Annotated in this window: 26 protein-coding genes; all 26 read right to left on the reverse strand. The window is 30.2% G+C overall.

Annotated features, from left to right (window positions below):
* Positions 1 to 332 precede the first annotated feature (332 nt).
* Positions 333 to 1298 carry a glycoside hydrolase family 73 protein gene (locus ACQRD5_RS00385; protein WP_427746395.1) on the reverse strand — a complete coding sequence of 322 codons (966 nt, stop codon included), beginning with the start codon at positions 1296 to 1298 and terminating at the stop codon, positions 333 to 335.
* 234 nt (positions 1299 to 1532) lie between these two features.
* Positions 1533 to 3317, reverse strand: coding sequence for an L-fucose isomerase (locus tag ACQRD5_RS00390; protein ID WP_294363369.1), 1785 nt, complete (start codon positions 3315 to 3317; stop codon positions 1533 to 1535).
* A 139-nt stretch (positions 3318 to 3456) separates the two neighbouring features.
* The gene (locus ACQRD5_RS00395; RefSeq protein ID WP_291629072.1) at positions 3457 to 4932 is read right to left on the reverse strand and encodes a rhamnulokinase; all 1476 of its coding nucleotides are present in this window, start codon (positions 4930 to 4932) and stop codon (positions 3457 to 3459) included.
* A 128-nt stretch (positions 4933 to 5060) separates the two neighbouring features.
* A complete protein-coding gene (locus tag ACQRD5_RS00400) occupies positions 5061 to 5822 on the reverse strand; it encodes a DeoR/GlpR family DNA-binding transcription regulator (protein WP_294363371.1) in 762 nt (253 codons plus the stop codon).
* 18 nt (positions 5823 to 5840) lie between these two features.
* On the reverse strand, positions 5841 to 6389 hold the full coding sequence (locus ACQRD5_RS00405; RefSeq protein WP_291629076.1) for a BMC domain-containing protein: 549 nt from the start codon (positions 6387 to 6389) through the stop codon (positions 5841 to 5843).
* A gap of 73 nt (positions 6390 to 6462) precedes the next feature.
* A complete protein-coding gene (locus ACQRD5_RS00410) occupies positions 6463 to 7803 on the reverse strand; it encodes an SLBB domain-containing protein (RefSeq protein ID WP_291629078.1) in 1341 nt (446 codons plus the stop codon).
* Complete coding sequence (locus ACQRD5_RS00415; protein ID WP_291629080.1) at positions 7803 to 8075, reverse strand: EutN/CcmL family microcompartment protein; 273 nt, start codon at positions 8073 to 8075, stop codon at positions 7803 to 7805. The genes ACQRD5_RS00410 and ACQRD5_RS00415 overlap by 1 nt, the downstream gene beginning before the upstream one ends.
* Positions 8072 to 8734, reverse strand: a complete 663-nt coding sequence (gene pduL, locus ACQRD5_RS00420) for a phosphate propanoyltransferase (protein WP_291629082.1) — start codon at positions 8732 to 8734, stop codon at positions 8072 to 8074. The genes ACQRD5_RS00415 and pduL overlap by 4 nt, the downstream gene beginning before the upstream one ends.
* A 29-nt stretch (positions 8735 to 8763) precedes the next feature.
* Positions 8764 to 9039, reverse strand: coding sequence for a BMC domain-containing protein (locus ACQRD5_RS00425; RefSeq protein ID WP_291629112.1), 276 nt, complete (start codon positions 9037 to 9039; stop codon positions 8764 to 8766).
* Between the two features lie 143 nt (positions 9040 to 9182).
* The gene (locus ACQRD5_RS00430; protein ID WP_291629084.1) at positions 9183 to 9467 is read right to left on the reverse strand and encodes a BMC domain-containing protein; all 285 of its coding nucleotides are present in this window, start codon (positions 9465 to 9467) and stop codon (positions 9183 to 9185) included.
* 26 nt (positions 9468 to 9493) lie between these two features.
* Entirely contained in the window at positions 9494 to 9772 is a 279-nt protein-coding gene (locus ACQRD5_RS00435) for a BMC domain-containing protein (protein ID WP_291629085.1), read from the reverse strand.
* Positions 9773 to 9811: 39 nt separating this feature from the next.
* Positions 9812 to 10126, reverse strand: a complete 315-nt coding sequence (locus tag ACQRD5_RS00440) for a BMC domain-containing protein (protein ID WP_294186014.1) — start codon at positions 10124 to 10126, stop codon at positions 9812 to 9814.
* 20 nt (positions 10127 to 10146) lie between these two features.
* Positions 10147 to 11361 carry a zinc-dependent alcohol dehydrogenase gene (locus ACQRD5_RS00445; RefSeq protein ID WP_427746396.1) on the reverse strand — a complete coding sequence of 405 codons (1215 nt, stop codon included), beginning with the start codon at positions 11359 to 11361 and terminating at the stop codon, positions 10147 to 10149.
* A 15-nt stretch (positions 11362 to 11376) separates the two neighbouring features.
* Entirely contained in the window at positions 11377 to 12762 is a 1386-nt protein-coding gene (locus ACQRD5_RS00450; RefSeq protein WP_294168092.1) for an aldehyde dehydrogenase family protein, read from the reverse strand.
* Complete coding sequence (locus ACQRD5_RS00455) at positions 12753 to 13229, reverse strand: GlcG/HbpS family heme-binding protein (RefSeq protein WP_291629091.1); 477 nt, start codon at positions 13227 to 13229, stop codon at positions 12753 to 12755. The genes ACQRD5_RS00450 and ACQRD5_RS00455 overlap by 10 nt, the downstream gene beginning before the upstream one ends.
* Positions 13230 to 13253: 24 nt before the next feature.
* Positions 13254 to 14066: a class II aldolase/adducin family protein gene (locus ACQRD5_RS00460; protein ID WP_291629092.1), complete on the reverse strand. Its 813-nt coding sequence runs from the start codon at positions 14064 to 14066 to the stop codon at positions 13254 to 13256.
* A 74-nt stretch (positions 14067 to 14140) separates the two neighbouring features.
* The gene (locus tag ACQRD5_RS00465; RefSeq protein WP_291629093.1) at positions 14141 to 14509 is read right to left on the reverse strand and encodes a BMC domain-containing protein; all 369 of its coding nucleotides are present in this window, start codon (positions 14507 to 14509) and stop codon (positions 14141 to 14143) included.
* 26 nt (positions 14510 to 14535) lie between these two features.
* A complete protein-coding gene (locus ACQRD5_RS00470) occupies positions 14536 to 15342 on the reverse strand; it encodes a glycyl-radical enzyme activating protein (RefSeq protein WP_291629095.1) in 807 nt (268 codons plus the stop codon).
* A 1-nt stretch (position 15343) separates the two neighbouring features.
* Positions 15344 to 17866: a glycyl radical protein gene (locus ACQRD5_RS00475; RefSeq protein WP_427746397.1), complete on the reverse strand. Its 2523-nt coding sequence runs from the start codon at positions 17864 to 17866 to the stop codon at positions 15344 to 15346.
* 13 nt (positions 17867 to 17879) lie between these two features.
* Positions 17880 to 18641: a class II aldolase/adducin family protein gene (locus tag ACQRD5_RS00480; protein ID WP_294168085.1), complete on the reverse strand. Its 762-nt coding sequence runs from the start codon at positions 18639 to 18641 to the stop codon at positions 17880 to 17882.
* Positions 18642 to 18898: 257 nt separating this feature from the next.
* On the reverse strand, positions 18899 to 19330 hold the full coding sequence (locus ACQRD5_RS00485) for an RbsD/FucU family protein (RefSeq protein WP_320628230.1): 432 nt from the start codon (positions 19328 to 19330) through the stop codon (positions 18899 to 18901).
* A 72-nt stretch (positions 19331 to 19402) separates the two neighbouring features.
* A complete protein-coding gene (locus tag ACQRD5_RS00490; protein WP_291629101.1) occupies positions 19403 to 20473 on the reverse strand; it encodes an ABC transporter substrate-binding protein in 1071 nt (356 codons plus the stop codon).
* A gap of 14 nt (positions 20474 to 20487) precedes the next feature.
* On the reverse strand, positions 20488 to 21513 hold the full coding sequence (locus tag ACQRD5_RS00495) for an ABC transporter permease (protein ID WP_367112562.1): 1026 nt from the start codon (positions 21511 to 21513) through the stop codon (positions 20488 to 20490).
* A gap of 17 nt (positions 21514 to 21530) precedes the next feature.
* Positions 21531 to 23024, reverse strand: coding sequence for a sugar ABC transporter ATP-binding protein (locus tag ACQRD5_RS00500; RefSeq protein ID WP_291629102.1), 1494 nt, complete (start codon positions 23022 to 23024; stop codon positions 21531 to 21533).
* 179 nt (positions 23025 to 23203) lie between these two features.
* Positions 23204 to 24208 (reverse strand): substrate-binding domain-containing protein, encoded by a 1005-nt coding sequence (locus ACQRD5_RS00505; RefSeq protein ID WP_291629103.1) that lies wholly within the window; start codon positions 24206 to 24208, stop codon positions 23204 to 23206.
* Positions 24198 to 25994 carry a sensor histidine kinase gene (locus tag ACQRD5_RS00510; RefSeq protein WP_427746398.1) on the reverse strand — a complete coding sequence of 599 codons (1797 nt, stop codon included), beginning with the start codon at positions 25992 to 25994 and terminating at the stop codon, positions 24198 to 24200. Before ACQRD5_RS00510 ends, ACQRD5_RS00505 begins: the two co-directional genes overlap by 11 nt.

Genomic DNA, 25994 nt, shown 5'->3' on the forward strand with positions numbered 1-25994 from the left:
TATATAACTTTATAGTCATTTAACTGTAGCTTTTCTTCTTATTATTTTCGTCGCTGGCTCCAAGTCACCGCAACCTTATATAGCACACTTCCATACTGAAGGAAATAATTCCTCACCAGTTCGGAATTATGGAAATTGCTCTTTATACTCTTTTAATAATTCAACTATTATTTCTTCGCTTAATCTTCCGTCGCTAGCTCCAAGTCGCCGTAATATAATATCTATCTCCTTATATACTACAGGTAATAATTCCTCATTTCATCCAGAATTATGAACATTTCTTGTGACCTCGGATTCGATCCAAGTGCCTGTAATTTGAAATCTAAGTATTATTATTTTCTCTCTACATTTGTATCGTAAAACATCAAGTTATTTTCTTGAATAACTCTTATTAGTTTATCTGCGTATATTAAGTTTCCTTCTTGGTCTTTTGCTGTGCTGTAACCTGCATCTTCTAGTGCTTGTGCTTGGTCTATATAGGTTTTTCCTTCAAATAATCCATTAGCTCCGTATCTTTCATTTTCATATAAAAACTTTCCATGGTCTTTAATAGAAGAATTAAGATTATCATATGCTCTAAAGTCTCCAACTATTACATCATCGTAGTTTTCTTTGGTTTCCATTTCTACTTTTTTACCATCCCATCTGCTATCAGCCTTAATCCCAAAAAGATTATTATATTTAGATGATAATGTGGATTCTCCCCATCCTGATTCTAATATTGCTTGTGATATGGTTATTGAGGGTAAAATACCGTAATTCTTATAATTATCTATTGCAACTGCAGAAATACTCTCAATAAACCCCAATTTATTTCTATCATTAATTAAGTCTTCGTTAAGATAGTTACTTTTTATTCTTTCTAAATTATCCTTTGCTAAAGTTTCTCTTTCGCTATCTAAATTTAAGCTCTTTATTGCAGCTTTAAAAGAATTAATTCCTATTATGTTTCCTTCATTATCTTTTTTAAAAAATGAATTTGCTATATTATTAATATTTTCATTATTAATTTCAAAACTTCCATTATTTAAAGCTGAATTAATTGATGCTACTTCTTGCCAATTTAATTGATATCCAACTTTACTTAATTCATCAGTTATATCTATATAACTTTTAATTTCTTCTTTTGACATAGAAATATTATTTTCAAACTTATTTAATATTTTTAATGTAGATAAAAAAAAGGTTATTATAAAAACTATAATAAATAATAAAGATAAGCTTATTCTTTTCACCCTATTTCTAGCTACCTTCCCCTTTATGTTACTTCCCCTTCTATAAGTCCCTTTATATTGCAAAGCTTCACCTCCAAGTTTACTTAATAATATTTTATAATAATATTACTAATTTATAAATCTTATTAACAATATTTTAAGTAATTTTTTTATTTCTCTATATCCTTGAATACTAAAGGAAAGTAATTTATAAAAAATTATTAACATGGTAATATTTTTATAAATTTCTAAAAATAAAAACCCATGAATTGAAGAATTCATGAGTTATGATTATAAAAAATAAATTATTTTACTTTACTACTTATATAATGGTCCGTATGTTGCACAAGCTCTATAATCTGAAGCTTCAAGGGTTTCAGTTCCAAATGCTGCCCAACTATGAGGTCTAAATATTCTATCATGTGATACATTATGCATAGAAACTGGTATTCTAAGCATAGATGCTAATGTTATTAATTCTGCACCAATATGTCCGTATACTGTTACTCCATGATTTGCTCCCCAGTTAGCCATTACACTATATACATCTTTAAAGGCACCTTCACCAGTTAAGTTTGGTACAAACCAAGTTGTAGGCCATGTACGATCTGTTCTTACATCTAATTTATTATGAACCTCATCTTCTAATACAGCTGTTTGTCCTTCTGCTATTTGAATTACAGGCCCTATACCTTCTACAATATTCACACGAAGCATTGTTACAGGCATTTCAGCTTGTGTTTTAAAATGAGAAGAGAATCCACCCCCTCTAAAATATTCATAATTTGCACGACACCAATCTGTTGCTTCTGTACAAGCTTTTATATCACTTTCAGTCATATCCCACCAAGCCTTCATACAGCCTTCTCCATTTTCATTTTTTGCTGCTCCTGTACAGTCTAATGCAGTAGCTCCTGAATTTATTAAATGTATAAAACCTACTTCTGCTACTCCTTGTGGTTTTTTTCCTGTTACTCTTTCACAAGCATCTGCACTCCAGTAAGTCCTTACATCATGAAAACAAGGTGCTTTATCAGAAACTAATGTTCCTAATAACATTGCAACTCCATTTAATGTATCATTTTCAGTTGCAAATGCTACAGGATTCTTTGCTCCATTCCAATCAAAACTAGATGCCATTATAGCTTCCATAAAGTCTCCATTTGGAAGCCAATCTGTCCACATTCTTTGTCCTTGGAATCCACCTGCTATAGCATTACGACCTAATGACTCTTCACACCATCCCATTTGTGCTAACTTCTCATTTCCAAACATAATATCTTTAACTACCATAGCCATCTTAACAACAAATTCCCAATCTTTATCTGCTGGAATAACCTTTGATTTTGTTATTATTTCAGGTAGTACTTTTCCTGCGTTGCAATCAAATCCTTCTTTACAATGTTCTTTAGTCCATGCTAATGCTTTCTCAAATTCTTCTTCATCATAAATTCCCAATGTTATACGTCTAATTATTTCTGTCATATCTACCCATTCTGGTCTCATACCTAAATACTTCTGAAATAATACAGGATCGCAGAAAGAACCAGCTATGCCCATAGACACACTTCCAAAATTAACATATGATTTATTTTTCATCATTCCAACAGAAATTGCACATTTAGCAAAAGTTAAAATCTTATCTTCAACATCTTTTGGAATACTCTTATCATCCATATCTTGAACATCATGTCCATAAATTGAAAATGCAGGAAGTCCTCTTTGTGCATGAGCCGCTAAAACAGCTGCTAAATAAACTGCTCCAGGTCTTTCTGTTCCATTAAATCCCCATACAGCTTTTATAGTATTTGGATCCATATCAAAAGTTTCAGATCCATAACACCAACAAGGTGTAACAGTTAATGTTGCACAAACATTTTCTTTTGAAAATTGTTCAGCACATCTTGCTGCTTCAGCACCTCCACCAATAGTAGTTTCAGATATAACACATTGAACTGGAGTTCCATCATAATATCTTAATTTAGATGAAATTAACTCTGCTGCAGCTTTTGCCATTCCCATAGTTTGTCCTTCTAAACTTTCTCTTACTCCACCCCATCTTCCATCAATAGTAGGCCTAATTCCTATTTTAGGATACATCATAATCATTCTCTTCCCTTCATCAATAAATTAATTTACAAAATATACTTTTTACAGTTAATTCTTTTTACATTTTAAATGTGTATTTTAATTGAACATAAAATATTGAAATTATTTTTGAATTCGTTTTCAAAATACTTATTTAATTTTTTAATTTTATTAATTCTAAAAATTTATTATATGTCTTATCCCACTCTTCTTTATCTTTAGGCTCATAAATCTTTATATCTTGTGATTTTGATATTAAATTTCTTGCAGCCTGTAGTCCTTCTACTTCTCCTGTAGCAATAAGTTGTAAAACTAAATTACCAAGTACAGTTGCTTCTACTGGACCTGCAACTACCTTTCTACCACAAATATTGGCTGTTAACTCACATAATAATTTACTTTGAATTCCTCCACCAACCATATAAATAGTGTCATAATGTTTTTCTGTACAATCTTCGATTTCTTCTAATGCTTTTCTATACTTTAAGGCTAAACTTTCATTTATACATCTTACAATTTGTGGTACACTTTCTGGTACAGCTTGATTAGTTCTTATACAATATTCTTGAATTCGTTTAGGAATATTTCCTTGAGCTACAAATTCTTGTGCATCAGGGTCTATAAAGCATTTTAAAGACTCCGTTTTACTTGCTAATTCTTCTAATTCACCAAAACTGTATTCATTTCCTTCTCTTATCCACTGTCTTCTAGATTCTTGAATAAGCCAAAGACCTATAATATTTTTCAAGAATGTAATTTTACCTTCATAACCACCTTCATTTGTTATATTATATCTTTCTGATTTTTCATTAATAATTGGACTATCTAATTCAGTTCCAATTAAAGACCATGTTCCACAGCTTAAGAAAATAAAATCTTTTTCTTCAGTGGGAACAGAAATTAGAGCACTTTGTGTGTCATGAGAAGCAACTGCTACTACATCTACTTTATTAACACCAAGTTCCTCACAAATACTTTCACTTAACTCACCAATTATTGTCCCACTTGGAACAATTTTCGTAAATATATATCTAGGTATATTTAAGGCATTTATTACTCTATCTGACCAATTTCTATTATTGGCATCAACTAATTGAGTAGTAGATGCAATAGAATACTCCGTAATTTTCTCTCCCGTTAACATATAATTAAATAAATCTGGTATCATTAAAAGAGTTTCTACTCTTTCAATTAATTCTGGTCTTTCCTTCACTATTGATAATAACTGAAAAACTGTATTTATCTCCATAAACTGATTTCCTGTAATTTTATAGAATTCAGCTTTAGGAATTCTTTCAAAACTTTCTTCTACCATTCCTACTGTTCGTTTATCTCTATAATGAATAGGATTTTCTAAAATATTCCCATTTTTATCTAATAATCCAAAATCAACTCCCCAAGTATCAATCCCAATACTATCAAATCCACCTGAATTCTTTGCTTTAATAATTCCTTGCTTTATCTCATGAAATAATCGTAGAATATCCCAATACATAATATCATTTATTATAACTGGATCATTTGAAAATCTATGAATTTCTTCTAAATTAATAGTATTTTCATCATAAACTCCTATCATAGCTCTACCACTTGATGCTCCAAAGTCAAATGCTAATATTCTTTTTTTCACATACTCATCCCCTTCTAAATATTCTATAAATTAATTTTATAAATACTAATTTCCATTTACAATTTAATATCTTACTTAAAAAGTAGAATAATTTACTTTTAAACTATAGAATACTTAGAATATACAAACTATTCTTTTTTTATCTTTACATTATTTCTCTCAAATGTATCATGCCAATCATTTGACGGATTAGAATCTGTAACAACATAATCTACATCGAAAAAATCTCCCATTCTAACAAATGAAATTTTATCGAATTTTCTACTATCTACTACTAAAATAACTTCTTTTGCAGATTTTATCATACGCTTTTTAATTTCAACATCTGCTTCACTAGAATCTGTAATTCCAATTTCCTTATCTATTCCCTTACAAGATATAATTGCTTTATCCACATGGAAATTACTAATCATCTTTTCTGTTTGTGGACCAATAAGTGCTAGAGCACCTTCCTTCATTAATCCTCCAGTTGATAATATTCTCCATCCCTTCTTATCTGATAATTCAAACATAACTTCTAAAGAATTTGTTATAACTGTTATATTTTCTTTATCTCTAATGCTTTTTGCAATATATAAAGCTGTGCTACTTGCATCTAGCATAATATGTTCACCATCTTGAATCATATTTGAAACAATTTCAGCAATTTTCTTTTTTTCTTTAATATTATTTTGTTTTCTAATGTTATATGGCAAATCTTCCTTTAAATCATCTACTAATACTGCACCACCATAAGTTTTTTTAGCAAGACCTTTTTGCTCTAATAATTCAAGATCTCGTCTTATGGTTTCTTCAGTTACTTTATAATGCTTACTTAAATCTCCAACTAATACTTTCTTTTCTTCTTTTAATTTAGATAAAATTTCATTTCTTCTTTCTATCGCCAACATTTTTCTTTCTCCTACATTCTACAAAATAGTATCCCAAAGTTCTTTATCTGGATTTGCTATAACACAACAATCTAAAAGCATTCCACTTTTTCCAACAACTTCTGTAGCTTTTTTAATTGCAGCTTCTACAGCTCCTACATCACCAGTAAGCATAAGATATGATTTTCCACTCATCCCTCTTGCTATTCTTATTTCTATAAGCTCTACCTGAGATGTTTTAGCAGCTTCATCTGCAGCTACTATTATTGATGCAGCTGAAAATGTTTCTACAATTCCAAGAGCCTGTTTATTTTTAATCTCTGATGCTCCATAAATTGCTGATAATATATCTTCATGTGGATTACCTAAAACGAAGCTATCTATAAGGTTTTCTGCATGAGCTTTTTTAGATGCTTCAATTGAAGCATTTACAGAACTTAAGTCTCCACTAAATATAACAATATATTTTCCAGGACAGACTGTTTTAGCTTCTATTATAGATACTTTAGCAGTTTTAAGAATCATATCAGCAGCTTGAACTCCTGTTGACACTGTTAAGTATTCAAGCATTCCAATTGCTTTTCCCATATTTCCCTCCTAACTACATAGTTATTGTAGTTAAACATTAATTCTATTATTTTCAATCTGTCCCTATTAAAGCTTACCTTTTACATATTATAATATATTTTTCATTTACCTCCAATACTATTCCAGCTATGGATGAATGACAAGGTACTGACAGACTATTTTCTTTTGCCTTTGAAATCATTTGACCTTCTTCCACTATATCTCCCTTTTCCACCACTGGTATGGATGGAACTCCTATATGTTGGCTTAACTTTATCTTTACTTTATTTGTAGTAATTTCATCTAAACTTAAAGGTGCTGATACATCATATTTAGAAATACCTAAACGTGATTTTAACCTATCTAAAGATATCATTCTTTCTTTTCTAAGCTTATTCATTTTTGAAAGAGGGACATCTTTTGGTGCCATAATACCATTATTTCTTAACTGTGTTCTACATTCATTTATTAATGTTTGAGGTGATAAGCATTGTTCACAAGCATACATCTCACAAATACCACATTGTGAACAAAAGAAAGTATTTAATGATGACTGTATATTTGCAGTATCTACGGACATAACATTTCTCATTAATGCATGTGGTTCAATTGGATACCCAATTGCATATCTTGGACACATTTCTGTACATTTATTACATTGACAGCAAACAGATTTAGCTCTTTTTACACTAATGGATATATTTTGACTTTTTTTCCTTACTATATATTGATCTTGTGGAAAAACTAATAATCCATTAGTTGTTTTTGTAACAACATCTATTTCTTTAACTAAAGATCCTGTCATAGGTCCCCCTTGAATAAGTGCTGGATTTTCTATGCTAGGTCCACCAGCTAATTTTAAAACTTCATCAAAAGTTATTCCTATTGGAACCTTTATGGTTTTAGGCTCTTTTACCTCTCCAGCAATTGTTATATATTTATGAGTAACTGGCTTATCTTCAAATAAAGCTTTATATATGTTATAAACAGTTTCTACATTATATACTATAACCCCTACAGATAAAGGTAATTTACCGGGTTCGACTAATCTTCCAGTTGTCTCATAAATAGTTATAATTTCATCACCTGCTGGATATATCTCAGGAAGAAAAGATAATTTCATATTTACTTGAAAAAACCTTTCTTCAATAGCTGTTTCAATGGCTTGTACTGTTTTCACATAACACTCTTTAGTTGCTATTACAACATCTTTTGCTCCAATAACACTTGCAATATAATTTAAAGTATTTACTATTTCATCAGCTTTTAAAGCAAGTAATTGTTGATGTAGCTTAAGCAATGGTTCACACTCTGCACAATTTAATATAATAGTATCAATACCTTCATTTAATTTTGCATAAGATGGAAAACCAGCTCCACCTGCACCTACAACTCCATTACTTTGTATAATATTTTTTAACTCTAATATATCCATTATTTATCTTCTCCAAGTCCTATTCCATCATCTATAATACCTACAATAAGGGCATCAACTGGTGTATCTTGATTTTTAAATCCCATACGAGCTGCACTACCAGTTACTATAAGCACTATATCACCTATCCCAGCTCCAACATTATCAATTGCAACCATACGTCCCTTATTAATCATATTATTAATAGGATCAACTATCATAAATTTAGAACCAATCAACTTTTCATTTTTTCTTGTTGCTACTACACTTCCTACAACTTTTCCTAATATCATTTTACACCTACTTTATTTTTTAATAGGTATCCAAAAGTGCCTTTAGTAACATTTGCTGCATTAGCTTCATCTATATCAATATGCATTTCTAAAGTAAAGCTATTATCAACACGAATTAAGACATTATGAAACTCTGTTTTCCTATCATTATCTATTATTACAGATACAATTTCACCATCTTTTACTCCAGCCTCTTTTGAATCCTCTTTCGACATGTGTATATGACGTTTTGCTATTATGCATCCTTCTTCTAAAAATACTGTGCCCTTAGGTCCTACTACAGCAATTGATGCTGAACCATCTATATTTCCTGAATCACGTACTGGTACCTTAATCCCAAGTTTAAAGGCATCTGTTTGTGATATCTCAACTTGGGATTTGCTTCTTGCAGGTCCTAAAACTCTAATATTTTCAATAGCTCTAAGCTTTGTTCCAACAATAGTAACTTGTTCGTTTGCTGCAAATTGGCCACCCATTAATTCTTTCTTTTTTGTTAATTTATATTTAGGTCCAAATAATATTTCTACATGTTCTTGTGTTAAATGGATATGCCTAGCTGATACTCCAATTGGAACCATAAAACCATTTGAACTTACTTCTTCTTTTTTAAGAGTATCTTTTACTACTTTTATAATGAATTCAAGGGTTTTTTCATCCATATTTTACACCCTAACTTTCTAATAGATATTTAAATAGAAGGTAATATTTTTTCTACATCTGCATGTGGTCTTGGGATTACATGAGTTGCAACTAATTCTCCAAGTCTTGAAGCTGAATCTGCTCCAGCTTCTACTGCTGCTTTAACAGCTCCAACATCTCCACGAACCATAACAGATACTAATCCTGAGCCTATTTTTTCTGTTCCTACTAATTCTACATTAGCTGCTTTTAGCATTGCATCTGCTGCTTCTATGGCAGCAACCAATCCTCTTGTTTCTATCATACCTAATGCTTGTTGTATCATTCTTTTTTCCTCCTTCTTATTTCCCTTTACTTTTTTTATTTCTTTTTTTTGCACTTTTTCTTTTATTTCTTCTTCTTTATTGACAATATTATTAGGTGCTTCTTTTTTATTGTTCTTAGCTTCTTCCATAATATATACACCTCTTAGATATTATTTATTCTTTTTGAACTCATTTCTACTATTCTTACTATTTCTTCATGTGGATTTGCTATTACAGCATGAATACATGCCTTCAATGAATTATTAACTGCACATTCTATTGCTGCATTAACAGATGATATTTCTCCTTCTATAATTATTGTTACAAGCCTTCCTCCTAATTTTCTTTCCCAGGTTACAAGCTGAACATCTGCAGCCTTACACATATTATCTAATGCTATTATTGCAGCTGTTACACTTTGTATTTCAATAAAGCCCAGTGATTTCATAACTTTCTCCTTTTCACATAAGAAGTTTATTTTATACTTGGTAGTATTTTTTCTACATCATTATGAGGTCTTGGTATTACATGAACTGCAACTAATTCTCCCAATCTTTCAGCAGCTTGACTTCCAACTTCAGTTGCTGCTTTAACAGCTCCTACATCTCCACGAACCATAACAGATACTAATCCTGAACCTATTTTTTCTGTTCCTATTAAGGTAACTTCTGCTGCCTTTACCATTGCATCTGCTGCTTCAATTGCTGCTACTAAACCTCTTGTTTCTATCATTCCCAATGCTTCTTGTGCCATTTTTTTATTCCTCCTAAATTTTTTTTTTTTACTTTAAATTTAATCTTTATCAAAGCCACTTATTTTAAATATCTTATCTATAGAGTCTTCTGGTCTAGATATTACATGTTTAGATATTACACCAGTTAATTTATTTGCTACATTTTCTGCTACTTCTATTGCTAACTTAACATTTTCTACACTTCCTCTAAATTTCACCATAACAATAAGTGGAACAGGAAGGTTATCCGCATTTGCTGGTTTATTTCTATCAAAAGCTTCAATTGTAACATCTGCGGCTTTACATCCAGCATCTGCAGCTACAAAAGCTGCTGTTAAGCCAAATACTTCTATCATTCCTACAGCTGCCGCCATACTTTTACTCTCCTATATTTTTATTCATTAATTATTGCAATCTTTAGTCCTTCCATAGCAAGATTAGTTTTATGACCTTCATTAATCTTATCTAGTGAATAAGTATGCGTTATTATCTTTTCTATTGGAAGACCTATTCCTTTAGCTCTTTTTAAGAAATCAAAAGTTGTTGCATAATCTCTTAATGTATATACCCATGATCCAACTACTGTAATTTCCTTTGCGCATATATCAAAATGAGGATTTATAGTAGAATCTCCACCATTTATAAAAAATCCTAATTCACACAGTCCCCCACCATTTCTTATAAATTTATATATATTAGAATGTGCTATAGGAGATCCTGTACATTGGAATGCAAAATCAGCTAAATAACCTCCAAAGCTATTCTTAACACCTTCTGCTAATGCTTCATTTCCTTTATAATTCTTAAAATTAACAACATTATTAGCTCCTAGCTCTTTAGCAAATTCTAATCTTTTTTCTTCGCCATCTACTGCAACAATATTTTCTATTCCCATTGTTCTTAAAACAGCTATACAAATTAGTCCTATTGGTCCACACCCTTGTACAACTACTCTGCTGTTAAATCTTAAAATTCCTGTAGTCTTTGCTCTTTCAACAGCATGAATCAATACTGCACATGGTTCTATAAGTATTCTTGAATATAAGTCTAAATCACTTACATTAAAAATAGTTGAACCTTCACGTATTACTATATAATCAGCAAACCATCCATTTAAATGAATATCGTCATCTGGTAGTAATCCATAAACATCTGCTCCACCAACATTTTGTTTGTTTAAATCAAACATCGTAATTTCTGGATTATCTTTAAATATCATGCATGATACTACCTTATCTCCAACCTTTAAAGGCTTGCCTGCACTATCTTTAGTCACATTTTTACCGATTTTAACGATTTCACCAGTGCCTTCATGACCTAATACTACTGGTATTAATCCAAATGGATCTCTTTTAAACTCATGTGCATCTGTTCCACAAATACCACAACCTTCTACCTTTACTAAAATATCTTTATCACCTATTTCAGGAATTGGATATTCTTTTATTTCGAAATTCTCTAATTTTGTAAGCATTGCAACACGACTAGTCTTTGGAACTGCATCCTTTGAATGATTGCACTTACATGATCCGTTCTTACAACCTGTACTTTCAGTTGCCATTCCTTCTAAAACTTGCTTAACAATTCTCTCTATGTCAATATTTTCCATCTATTTAATACCTCCTTATCTAATGCACAAACTATCAGACATAACACATCTTCTTTGCTTTGTAAAACTTCTTGTAGAAGTTAAACCTTCTCCTGTTCTACTTGCAATAGTAAATGTACAAAAACCTTCTCCTCCAAAACCAAGTGCTGCATAAGAAGGAGCATTTTTAACTAAAATTGCTGTATCCATTGCCTTTGCATATCTAGTTATTGTATCAATATTCTTAGAATGTATATGTGCTGAATGTCTATTTCCATGTTCAAGCCATACACATTTTTCAATTGCATCATCTATATTTTTAGCAATTACAATCCCAAGAATAGGCATCATTAATTCTTCTGCAATTAATGGGTTTTCTTTATCTCCTTCAAAAATAATACATCTTGTTCCTTCGGGAGCTTCAACACCTATCATTTTTAGTAATGTAATTGCATCTCTACCTACACATTTACGATTTAATCCATTGTCTGTAAGTACAGTAGCTGCTAATTTCTTTTCTTCTTCCTTAGAAAGAATATATCCACCATTTTCTTTTAAGTAATAAATTAACTCATCAATTATATTTTCAATAGCAACAACTTCTTTTTCTGCTATACATGGAAGATTATTATCAAAAGTACATCCATTTATAATATCTTTAGCTGCTTTTTGAATATCTGCACTTTCATCAACTAAAACTGGTGGATTTCCAGCTCCTGCACCAATACCTCTTTTACCAGATGAAAGAACTGCAGTTACTACAGCTGGTCCACCTGTTGCAGCAATTAAATTTATATCCTTATGTTTCATCATAATATTGCTTGTTTCTAATGTAGGATTATTTAGTGAAACAACTATATTCTCAGGACCTCCAGCTTCTATTGAAGCTTCATTTACAAGATTTACTGCAAAATTAGATACTTTTACAGCTGCTGGATGTGGACAAAACACAACAGTATTTCCTCCTGCTATCATCCCTATGCTATTACATAAAATAGTTTCACTAGGATTAGTACATGGTGTTATTGCTCCAATTACTCCAAAGGGTCCCATTTCAACTAATGTAAGTCCTCTATCTCCTGACCATGCTATTGTTTTAATATCTTCTGTTCCTGGTGTTTTTTCTGCAAGAAGTTGATGCTTTAATATCTTATCACCAACATTTCCCATTCCAGTTTCCTCTACAGCCATTTTTGCAAAAGTCTCTGCATTTTCTAAAGTTTTCTTACGAATATTCTTTATTATCTTTTCTCTAAAATCTAATGACATTTTCTTAACTACTTCTTGAGCCTCTCTAGCCTTCGCTATTGCAACATTCATATCATCGAATAATCCTAGTTTCTTTTCTTCATTTTTATTTGAAGCTATACTTGCTAGAACTTTTTCTATAATTAATTTAATTTCATCTTCCTTCACTGACATAACATAACCTCCTCTAAGCATTCTTGTCCGTATGCCGCTAACAAACTATCTTGTTCTTCAGATCCTCCACTTACTCCTAATCCAGCTATTAGCTTACCTTTATAAATAAGTGGAACTCCACCACCAAAAATAACTATCTTTCCTTCATTAGTATATTGAATTCCATATAAAGGGCTCCCCGGTTGACTTAATGCTTTTAGTTCCAATGTGGACATTTTTAATGCAACTACTGTATAAGATTTCTTTAATGCAACATCATAGCTAGCAATATATGAATTATCCATGCATTGAACTGAAATTGGTATTCCTGCTTCATTTGCTATAGCAATAACTACTGATAACCCCATTTTATTTGCTTTTTCTTTTATTTTTTCTGTTAATGAAATTGCCTTTGATAAATTCATCTTAGGAATTGAAATATTATTTAATATTTCTTTTACTATACTTTGTACATAGGCTTCATCCATTTTTGTCTCTCCTTTTTAGAAGCTTTATCTATTATTTAATTCTTCTATAACCTTTTTTGTAATTTGTGCTATTATGTCACTATTAGAGTCATTTTCTTTTTTATTGTTTCCATTACATAATGTACCACAAGTATGACAGCTTGGCTTTCCTGATAAAGTATTTGGGCAAATATTAGCTGGATGCTTTCCTGTCATTCCAAATTGACGTCTAAGTTCATATAATCTTTCAACTTGATCTTTTGATAATTCTTGTGGTCCTCCTAAGTGTTCTGAAATATATAATAACTTTGCATAAAATTCTAAGGACTCCATCTTCATATAAGCTGCTTCTAATGAATCGGAATAACTTAAAGCTCCGTGATTTTCTAAAAGTACTGCATCAAAATACTGTAAGTATTCAGATACTGAATTAGGAATTTCATCAGTAGATGGTGTTCCATATTTAGCAATTGGTACACATCCTAATGCAATTACTGCCTCTGGCATAATAGGTTGTGTTAAAGGTCTTCCTGCTATTGCAAAACCTGTTGCATACATTGGATGTGCATGAACTACAGATTGTACATCTGGCCTTTCCTTATAAACTCTTAAGTGCATCTTTATTTCTGATGAAGGTTTAAAACCTTTATTGGCAAATAATATATTTCCATTTATATCAACCTTACAAATATAATCTGGTGTCATAAATCCCTTACTAACTCCTGTTGGCGTACATAAGAATTCATTTTCTGAAATTTTAACAGAAATATTTCCATCATTTGCTGCTACCATTCCACGATTATAAATTCTTTTTCCAATTTCACATATTTGTTTTTTTATTTCAAACTCATTTTGCATATTTTCCTCCTCTTTTATATAAATAATTTATATTTTTAATTACATACTTAACTTTATAGAAACACATACTATTTTTATGTTTTTGTAACGCTACATATTGTAAAGCTTAATTCTTCCTTGCAATAATATATTAAAGATTTAAGAGCTACATCCACATCTGATATTGTACCTGTTATAACTAAAGTTCCACTTACTCTATCTATAAAAGCAATTTCTATTCCTGCTGATTTCAAAGAAATATCTGCTGCAATTATTGCTGATTCAGCTGGACTCATAGTTACTATTCCAATTGCAGATTTTTTATAATCACCCTTTAAATCTAAACCTAACTTTTCATACAAAGCTTTATCTGGATTTGCAATTATATGTGCTAAAGTAATTTGTTTTCCTGGTACAATTTCTTGAATTATTCTCATTCTATCTTCTAAGGAGTATTGTTCCATCTTAAACCCCCTTGATACTTTCCTTTTTAGCCACCTATTTTTCCACTAATCCCTATATTATTTACTACTTGTTGTAATTTCTTCATTTTTTCTTCTGATGGTGGTTCTATTGAATCAAGCAAATAATCTCTATTTAATCCAGTATACTTATCTCTTCCTAGTCTATGATAAGGCAATAAGTGTATTTCTTTTACACCTTTTAAATTCTTAGTAAATTTAGCAATATCTAATATTTCCTTTTCTGTATCATTAAATCCAGGAATAACAGGAACTCGAATAGTTAAATTTGATCCAAAATTAGATATTTTTTTTGCATTTTCTAATACTAATGAATTATCGCTTCCTATATATTCTTTATGTTTTATGGGATTAATATGCTTTATATCCATTAATACATAATCAACTTCTGGTAATATTTTCTCTATAACTGAAAAATTTGTACATGCTGTTGTTTCTATTGCAGTATTTATTCCTAGCTCTTTACAACCTTTTAATATTCCATAAGCAAAGTCTGGTTGAAATAAGCACTCACCACCTGAAAGGGTAACCCCACCACCACTTCTCCTGTAATATGCTCTATCCTTTTCTATTTCAGATAATACTTCTTTAACAGTAATATCTTCACCTATCCTCTTTATTTTTCCATTTACCTTCATTTTCTCTATTTCAAAATTTTGCGATTCTGGATTGCAACACCATCTACATCTAAAAAAGCATCCTTTTAAAAATATAATAGTTCTTATTCCTGGACCATCATGAACAGAAAATTTCTGTATATCAAAAATTCTTCCCTTTACATTTAAATAATCATTTTCTATATTTTTACTAATCATATTAAAACCCAACTTGTTCTGTACGGTTAATAATATCATCTTGAAGTGATCTAGATAGAGATGTAAATAATGCACTATATCCAGCAACTCTTACAACTAATGTTTTATATTGTTCTGGGTTCTTTTGAGCATCTAATAATGTTTCTCTACTAACAACATTAAACTGAATATGACTGCCCTTTTGGTCAAAAAAGCCTCTAATATATGCTACAAAGTTTTCTAATCCAGCTCGTCCACTTAATGCTGATGGATGGAATTTTTGATTAAACAATGTTCCATTTGATGCTATTGAATGATCTAACTTAGATACAGAATTAGCTGCTGCTGTAGGTCCTTTTACATCCTTACCTGCTGTTGGTGAAACTCCATCTGCTATTGGTCTATAAGCTAATCTTCCATCAGGAGTTGCTCCTGTTTGAGCCCCTAAAGGTACATTAGCTGATACTGGATATAATCCTGCTTGATACTGACCCCCTCTTGGATTTTTATATTTTTCTAAAGGCTTTGTATAAGTATAAGCTACATCTCTTGCAAAATTATCAACCTCTTTGATATCATTTCCAAACTTAGGTATATCATTTATCTTATCTAATAACTCTTCATATTTTTTCTTCTTTTCTTCTGAAACAGTCATTAACTTTTTCACTATATTTACAACCTTTAAAATTTCATCTTCAGTAAGTTTAATATTTTTATTTAATAAATTCTTAACTATTTGCATAGTAATATTTTCTATCTTATTCTTTGAAATTCCCTTACCGTAATTATCACGTAAGGCTTCTCTATATTCTTCTAAAGTTAATTCTTTTTTATTAAATACTAACTCATTTATCGCATATAAAGAATCAGTAACATTTGCTATTCCAAAACCTTGAGGTCCAGTAAAGTTATATACGGCTCCACCCTCTTGTACTGACTTTCCTCTTTTTATACAATCATCTATCATAGAAGAAAGGTAAGGAAGTGGACAACGTTCTTTATGTGCCATATCTATAGAGTTGCAAGCATTTACTAATAATTCTATAAAGTAATTCATTTGTTTTTTATAAGCCTCATAGACTTCTTCAAAGCTATTCATTTTAGTAATATCACCTGTAGATATTCCTATTAACTCACCATTATCTATACCATTTTCAAATACTAATTCTAATGGTCTACACATATTAAAGAATGCTGCATCATGCCATCCTTCTGTTTTACCTGCTTTTTGTGGTTCAACACATCCAATTATGTTATATTCTCTAGCATCACTTAAAGTTAAACCTCTGTTTACTAATGATGGTATAATAACTTCATCATTATAATAAGCTGGTAACCCTATTCCAGTTTTAGTTAATGTAACTGCCTTTACTAAAAAGTCATGTGGTGTTTTATTCCAAACTCTAACAGATAATGAAGGTTGAGGTAACATTATATGCAAAGATGCTTCTATGCACATATAAGATAAGTCATTTGTAACATCTATACCTTCTCCATTTTGGCCTCCAACAATTAAATTTTGAAATAATCCATAACCTGCAAAACCTTCTGCTGAAGCTGCATCTCTAACCTTATTAAGTTCATTTAATTTAACCCAAATACAATCTATAAGTTCTTGTGCTTCTTCCTTATTTAGTTCTCCTTTATTAATACTTAATTCATAATAAGGATACATATATTGATCAAATCTTCCTGGTGATATAGAGTGTCCACTTGATTCTAATTGAAGAAGCATTTGAACAAACCAAAAAGACTGACATGCTTCATAAAAATTCCTTGCTCCTTTTTCTGGAACTCTATCACAATTTTTAGATATTATTTCTAATTCTTTTTTTCTTTTTTTATCAATACATTTTTCTGCAAGCTTTTTAGCTAAAACAGAATAACGTTTTGCATAATTAATAACTGCTTTGCAGCTTAAAATAACAGAATTTAAAAACTGACTTTTACTTACATAGTCCATATCTGAAACTCTACAAAGCTTTAATTCATCTTGTGCTTCTTTTATAATACCTTCATATCCTATTTCTAGGATTTTGTCATAACATACTGTTACATGACCAACCCCATTATAATAATAGTTTCCTGGAGTAAATATATTGTATTCTATTGCTTTTATTGTATCTGGATTCATATAAGAAGTAGCTAACTCACTAGTGGTTTTTCCATGCCAATATTTATAAGCATTTTTTAAAGCTACCTTTGTTTCTTCTGAAATGTAAAATGGATCTGCGCTTCTTTTTTCAATAGTATCGAATTCACTTTCTAACCAAGAGAAAGAGAATTCCGGAAACACTTGGCATCCTCTTGGTGATTTAGTTGTGCTTCCTACAATAAGTTCATTATCTCTAATTACAATTGGAATATTCTCTAAGATATGGGCAAATGCTTCTGCACGCCTTGTAATAATAGGTTTGTCCTCTGTTTTCATATAAGATTCGGTAATAAGAATACCTCTATCTGCTTCAATTTCTGGTATTTTCTCAAATAGTGCATCTATTAATTTATTTATCCTAGTGCTCTTTGGAATACTATAATTACTCATAAATAATTCCTCACTATTTCAAATTTAATTGTTCCATTACCTTTTTTGTTATTTCTGATACTATATCTGAACTAATATCTTCATTTTTTTCGTTATTCTTTAATATTGCTTCTCCAGGATGTCTTCCTGTTAATCCATAAGCTTCACGCATATTACATAACTTTCTTACTTCATCTTGTGGCAATTCTTTAGGTCCACCTAATTGTCTTGATATATATAATAACTGTGCATAAAACTCTACTGATTCCATCTTGTGATATGCTCCAAGTAATGAATCTCCATAAGTTAATGCACCATGATTTTCTAATAAAACTGCATCATAATTTTGTAAAAACTTTGATACGGCATCTGGTATTTCCATTGTAGATGGTGTTCCATATGCTGCTATTGGAACTTCTCCTAAAGCAATAACTGCTTCTGGCATAATAGGTTGATTAAGGGGAATTCCTGCAATTGCAAATCCTGTTGCATACATTGGATGCGCATGTACTACTGATTTAACATCTGGTCTTTCTTTATAAACACGCATATGCATCTTTATTTCTGATGATGGCTTAAAATTACCATTTGCTCTAATTACATTTCCTTCTTTATCTACCTTACAAATATAATCTGCTGTCATAAAGCCTTTACTAACTCCTGTAGGTGTACATAGAAACTCGTTATCACTAATTTTTACTGATATATTACCATCGTTAGCTGCAACCATGCCCTTATCATAAATTCTTTTTCCAATTTCACAAATTTGTTTTTTTATTTCATATTCTGATATCATACTATTCCCTCCTGAAGGCTTGTCTATTTATAATTTATAAACAACCTTTTATTTATGTTGTTTTTATTTTTATTTTCTTTGTTTAATTTGATTTTACCATTAACAAGTAAATAAATCAACTAAATATTTACATTTTTTATTTTTATTTCCTTTGTTTTATTTTGTTTTATATGTTATTTATTACGTAAAGGGAACTGTAGATTTTGAATGTAGAATTACCACATCAATTTTACATTCTTTATTTTGCATTTTACATTTCAACCCACTATTCCTTTAGTTAATAAAATATTAGCATAAACAGCTTTTTCTCCTGTAGCAATTATAGCGTAAGCTTCTTTTGCATAATTATAAAACCTAAATCTTTCTATATAATCTATATTAGGTCTTTGACTATAATGCTCATCCAATATATACTTATATTCATCCCAAATAGTCGGAACAATTGTATCGCCTTGTACTACCTCCATTAATCCAACCGGTGTTTCACTATATTTAACATCTAATGGACATAACTCTAAAATAGCATCTAACAATTCTGGAACTCCATGACCATCTGCTCTTATAACTTTTTTACCGTAGGTCTCTGAAGGAAAATTTCCATCTGCTATTACAATAGTATCTCCATGCCCCATTTCCATAAGGGTCTTAACTAACTCTGGTGATAATATTTTAGGAATCTTATTTAACATTATTATTTCTCCTTTCAAAAAGGAGCTGTCTAAGCAGCTCCCTAATTAAAAATGTAAAATTTAGAAATTTTCTTAGTCATATAAATTTGGTGCTATTTTTGGATCTGTCATATTTTTAGCTGTATACCATTGGCATCCTGTATCAACATCAGATACTGATTCGCCTTTTGCTGCTTTAACAGCTAACTCTACTGTTTTACGTCCAATTGAAAGTGGATCTTGTGTAACAGCTCCAGCTAATCTACCATCTTTAATAGCTCCCTTTATTAAAGAACCTGAATCGAAAGCAATACCTACAACATCTTTTCCTAATTTTTTTAAGTTACCATCTGCATTTATTAATGCTTCACCTGAGAATTGATTTGAACCATAAATACAAATAGTATCTTGTTTATTTAATAAATTAATACCATCAGTTGTTGCTTGTTCAGCATTAACACTTGCAGGAACTGCTACATCTATTATTACATTTGCTTTATCAGCTTTCTTAGTCCATTTGTCATGACCTTCAACAGAAACAACTTTTCCATCTGCTTCTGCTAAAGCTTTTATCTTATCAATAAATCCACTACCACGGTTAACTATAGATTCAGAAGTTGCATCTTGATTCATTACACCTATTCTTACTGGTGCAGTTGCTTTTGCAATTTTATCTTTAATTAATGGATAAGTGTTTTCTGCAGCTAATTGTCCTGCTTTATAGTTATCTGTAGAAGCATTTGCATAAACTGCTCCTTTTGGAGCACCAGGTACACCTGAATCAAAACCTATTATTGGGATTCCAGCATCTTTAGCTGTTTGAATTGCTTCTAAACATGCTTCTGTACTAAGGGCTGCAAGTCCTATAGCGTTTGGCTTCAAGTTAATAGCATTGTTTAACATTTGAACTTGATCTGCTATATCAGATTCTGTATTAGGTCCTACAAACTCAATTTTTGCACCAAGTTCTTTTGCCTTTTCTTCAGCCCCTTGCTTAACTGCTTGCCAGAATTGATGTTGGAAGCCTTTAGAAACTAAATAAACATAAACTTCCTTATCTTTACTACTTTCTTCTTTTGTAGTTGTTCCTGATTTACTACATCCTACTAACCCTGTTGCTAACATAGATGCACAAAGCACTAACCCTAATAATTTTTTCTTCATACTTCTTACCTCTCTTACATTTTATTTTTTTTTCTTCTATTCATAACATCCGCAAATACGGCTGCAACTAGAACAAATCCAGTGATAAATTGTTGATAATGTGGCTGTAAGCCAATTAAAGGAAGTCCTGTTTTTAAAACAGACATAATAAATACACCAATTAGTGTACCAGCAATAGTTCCATATCCCCCACTCATAGATGTACCACCAATTACAACACCAGCAATAGCATCTAACTCAAATCCACCACCACCACCAGGTAGTAATACTGAATATGTTGAAGCATATGCTACACCTGCAATTCCAGCAAATGTACCTGAAATTATATAAGCTAAAGTTTCCCATTTCATAACGTTTACACCAGATAATCTAGTAGCTTCTTTATTACTTCCAAGTGCTAAAATGTATCTACCAGGTCTTGTATTAGATAAGAAAATTGACATTATTATAGCTAAAACAATTAATAAAATGAAACCTGTTGGAATTATAGTAGCATCTTGTCCACTTCCTATTGTCATTTTAAATATTTTACGGTACCAACCTTCTCCAGTTGTTGCTGCAGGCCATGTTACACTTTGTGCCTTTGTAAAAATAGATCCAAAGCCTTTGGAAATCATCATTGTGCCTAAAGATGCTATAAATGGAGGAAGTCCCATTTTAGAAACCATAATACCATTACATAAACCAAAAAATGTTCCAATTAAAACACCTATAATTAAAGATAACCATATTGGAAAACCGCTATTAACCGATAGAGAACCAGATATTAAGGCTGAACACACTAGCACAGTTCCGATAGATAAATCTATTCCGCCAGTTATTATAACGAATGTAACTCCTATAGCCATAAATCCTATATAATATGATGCATCAAATATACTTACTAAAGTTGTATATTGACGAAATGCTGGACTCATAAGTGAGAAAAATACAAATAATACTATTAATGCTAATAATGCTATTAACCTCTGAGTTCCAATAGTCTTTATAAATTTATTTTCAAAAATAGAACTTTTAGATATACTTTTTTCTTTCTTCACAACCTTTTCCTCCTAAATTAATTTCTAACTGTTGCTTTATTCATTATAGATTTCTGAGTTGCTTCCTCAATTGGAATTTCTCCAGTTATTTTTCCTTCATTCATAACAATAATCCTATCACTCATTCTAAGAATTTCACTTAATTCAGAAGAAATCATAATGATAGATTTACCATGAGCAACAAGTTCATTCATTAAACTATATATTTCACTTTTAGCTCCAACATCAATACCTCTTGTTGGTTCATCAAAAATTAATATATTACAATTCTTAACTAACCATTTTGCAATAACAACCTTCTGCTGATTACCACCTGATAGTTTAATAACAGGAGTTTCTGTAGAAGCTGTTTTCGTTTTCAATTTTTGAACAAACTCTTTAGCTACTTCTTTTTCTTTCTTTTTATTTATAAATATTCCATTTATAAAATCACCTAAAGAAGCCATTGTAGAATTTTCTGTAATAGTTTTATCAACAACTACACCATATCTTTTACGATCTTCTGATAAATATCCTATTCCTGCTTTTACTGCATCAATTGGACTTTTAACCTCTACTTTCTTATTATTAACATAAATTGATCCACTCTCTATCTTATCTGCTCCAAAAATAGCTCTTGCTGTTTCAGTACGACCTGATCCCATAAGACCTGAAAAACCTAGTATTTCACCTTTTTTAAGTTCAAAACTTATATTTCTTACACTTTTTCCAGCATTAAGATTTTCCACTTTTAGAACAACTGGTGCTTCCTTTGGTACATTACTTCTTTCTTTCGGTGCTTCATATATTGTACGACCTACCATCATACTTATTATGTCTTCTTTAGTGCATTCTTTTGATATTAAAGTTCCAACATATTCTCCATCACGCATAACAGTTACTCTGTCAGTTATTATTTTAATTTCATCCATTCTATGTGAAATATAAATTATTCCAATCCCCTTTGATTTTAAATCATTAATAATTTTAAATAATTCTTCAATCTCAGATTCAGTCAATGCTGCAGTAGGTTCATCAAAAACTATTATCTCTGCCTTTTGCGAAATAGCTTTTGCAATTTCACACATTTGCTGCTTACCAACTGTAAGATTTCCCATTACTTCGCTTGGATTAATATTAATATTAAGCTTATCAAATAATTTCTTAGCTTCAATATTCATTTTATGGTCATCAATAAACTTCCCTTTCATCATTTCTCTTCCAATGAAAATATTTTGAGCTACAGTTAAATGATTCATCATATTTAATTCTTGATGCACAATTACTATACCAGCTTCTTGAGCTTCACCTGCACTAGAATATGCTATTTCTTTATTTTTGTAAGTAATAATTCCACTATCTTTACTATAAATACCAGTAAGAACCTTCATAAGAGTTGATTTTCCGGCACCATTCTCCCCCATAAGTGCATGTACTTCACCTTTTTTAAGTTCCAAACATGCATCCTTAAGAGCATGTACACCAATGAAAGACTTATTTATATCCTTCATTGTTAATATCGTTTCCCCCACTTATATCACCTTCCATTTCTTATTTGCACTTCTATTTGGTATGTTAAGTATATCATAATTGTTACTACCATTTAATGGAATATATTACAATTAATAGTTAATAAAATACTGTTTTTTATTTGTTTTGTATTTAATTTAATCAAAATCCAAACTTATTAAAATATAAACAAAGTAAATAATCATTCTGAAACTTCTCTAAATTGTCTTCCTAAAAAAGGAAATAGCATTTTTTGATTTTCCTCGGTATACATATCTTCTTTTATTATTAATTCAGATCCACAGTCTAAATATTTAATATAGTTTTGCCCTTTAACAATATTAACAGCTTGTTCAATACCAAAATACCCCATATTAAAAGGCTTTTGTATTACAATTGCATTTATAACACCCTCTTCTAATAACTTTACCTCCTCTATAGAATTATCAAATCCAATAATTACTATTTGTTTTGACAATCCAAGTTCCTTAATAGCTTTTGCTGCCCCTATACTAGAATACTCATTTAAAGCCGCTATAATATTAATGTCTGGATGTTCTTCTATAAGTTGTTTAGTTAAATTATATGCCTTATCATATTTTGATTCACAAAATACAACATCTACTATTTTGTCTTCGTCATCTCCTAATGTATCTCTTAATCCATTTTCTCTATCTATAGCTGTTGATGATTCCTTAACATGGCTAACTATTGCTATCTTAGTTTCTTTATTTATAAGATTTTTCATATAAATCCCCATTTTTTCTCCTGCATCATAATTCCCTGTTGAAACAATGCTATCAGCCAAATCAGAATCAATTGTGCAATCAATTAATATTAATTTAATTCCATTTTCTTTTATTTTTTCTGCCATATCTTTAGTTTCTGTATAACTTGAAGGTGAAAGTAAAATTGCATCAGGCTTTTTCTTAATTGCTTCACTTATTAGCTCATTTTGTTCTTTATAATTAGCTTCATCACTTGGAGCAACTACAGTTAAATTCACATTATACTCCTTAGAAGCCATTTTGGCTCCTGAAGTTAACGCCATCCAAAATTCATTATTTTGATCTACACTTTTAGATATATATATCATTTCTAAGGGCCTATCTTTATTAATATTTCTAAGTGAAATTACAATTAAGATAACTAAAATAATAGCAAATGTAACTATTATTTTACCTAAAAAATTATTTTTATTTCTCATACTCTAGCTCCTCCTTTTTGGGAATCCTAATCTTTACAGTTGTTCCTTCTAATTTTTTACTTTCATAAGTCAATCCATATTTTTCTCCATAAGCTAATTGCAATCTCATTTGCACATTATATATTCCAACCCCAGTATTTTTTTCGCTTTTTTTACATCTATCAAATATATGATCAAGTTGGTCTTTATCCATACCAATTCCAGTATCTTTAACTATGATTTCTATATCATTACCACAATTAAAACCACTTATTAATATTAAGCTTTTACCTTCCTTATACTTGACTCCGTGATAAATGGCATTTTCTACTATAGGTTGTAATATAAGTTTGATTATTTTTACATTATATATGCTTTCTTCCACATCTATTATAAATTCAAGCTTATCTTTATATCTCATTTTTTGAATAGTTAAGTAATTTTCTATATGATTTATTTCTCTATTTATTGTAGTAACTTCTTCTTCATTACTGATACTTTCTCTTAATAATTTAGCAAGAGAAGATGTCATTATTACAACTTCTTTTGTTTTATTACACTCAGCCATCCATATTATAGAATCTAATGTATTATAAAGAAAATGTGGATTTATTTGAGCTTGTAAAGCTTTTATTTCGCTTTTTCTTTTTTGTTTCTGCTCATTTATATTCTGTTCCATTAATTTTTTAATTTCTGATATCATAATTTTAAAAGAATTGCTTAAACTTGATATTTCATTTTCTCCTGAAATTACTATATTCACATTTTCAAAATCACCTTTTTCAACTTCTCTCATAGAATTCTTCAATTTCTCAAGTGGCTTAGTTATTTCCTTAGATATCCTTATTGAAATTATTATGGCCAATCCAAAAATAATACATAGTACTACTGCATAAACTTGTATTATTTCATTATTATTTTTTATTAATTCATCCATATAAGCTACTCCAACAACTGTCCATTTAGTTTTTTCAGATTTACTAAATGTGTATACACAACTATCTCCTCTTACATCAGCAACAAAATAATTATTATCATTATTAATAATCTTTTCTATATTTTCTTTTATTAATCCGCTATATATAAGTTGTTGCTTAGGATGATATATTATCTCTCCTTTTTCATCTATAATAAATACATATCCTTTCTTTCCTAAGGCATTTTTTTCACATAAATCGCTAATTGCATTGTAATTTAAATCAATAAAAAAAGCGCCTTCTTGCTCATTAGTATTAGGATTTATTAAAGTTCTACATAAAGTAATAACCCATCTATAGTCATCCTTAATTACATTTTGAACATGTGAAGACGAAATATAAGTTTCTCCCCTCTTTAAAATAGAGTTCTTATACCAAACTGTGTTTTGTATAGAAACATATTCTGAAGGTTCATCCCTTCCATCATTTATAATATACTTATCTTTTTTGTCTATTATAGCTATATTACATATATCTTCTCTTGTTTCCCTTACAGTTTTAAATAACTTTAATATTCTTTGCTTATATAAATCATAATTTTTATTGGATTTGTTATCAAATAAGTATTCTTGAACCTCGAAATCTTTTGAAACTAATGTTGATATGTTATCCATAGATACAATATATGAATCAATATCATTATTAATTTGTTCTATAATTTTTGTTGTATAATCTACAGAATTGTTTCTTACTGTATTTTCAGTATATCTGAAGGAAATAAAACTTATTACTAATAATGTTGTCATAATTAATATGGAAAAAGAGATTAATATAGATGTTCTTATATTTAAGTATTGGAAAACTTTATATATTTTCTTTGTTCTTTTCAT

This window comes from Clostridium sp. SGI.024 (assembly GCF_050315195.1).
Classification (GTDB): Bacteria; Bacillota; Clostridia; order Clostridiales; family Clostridiaceae; genus Clostridium.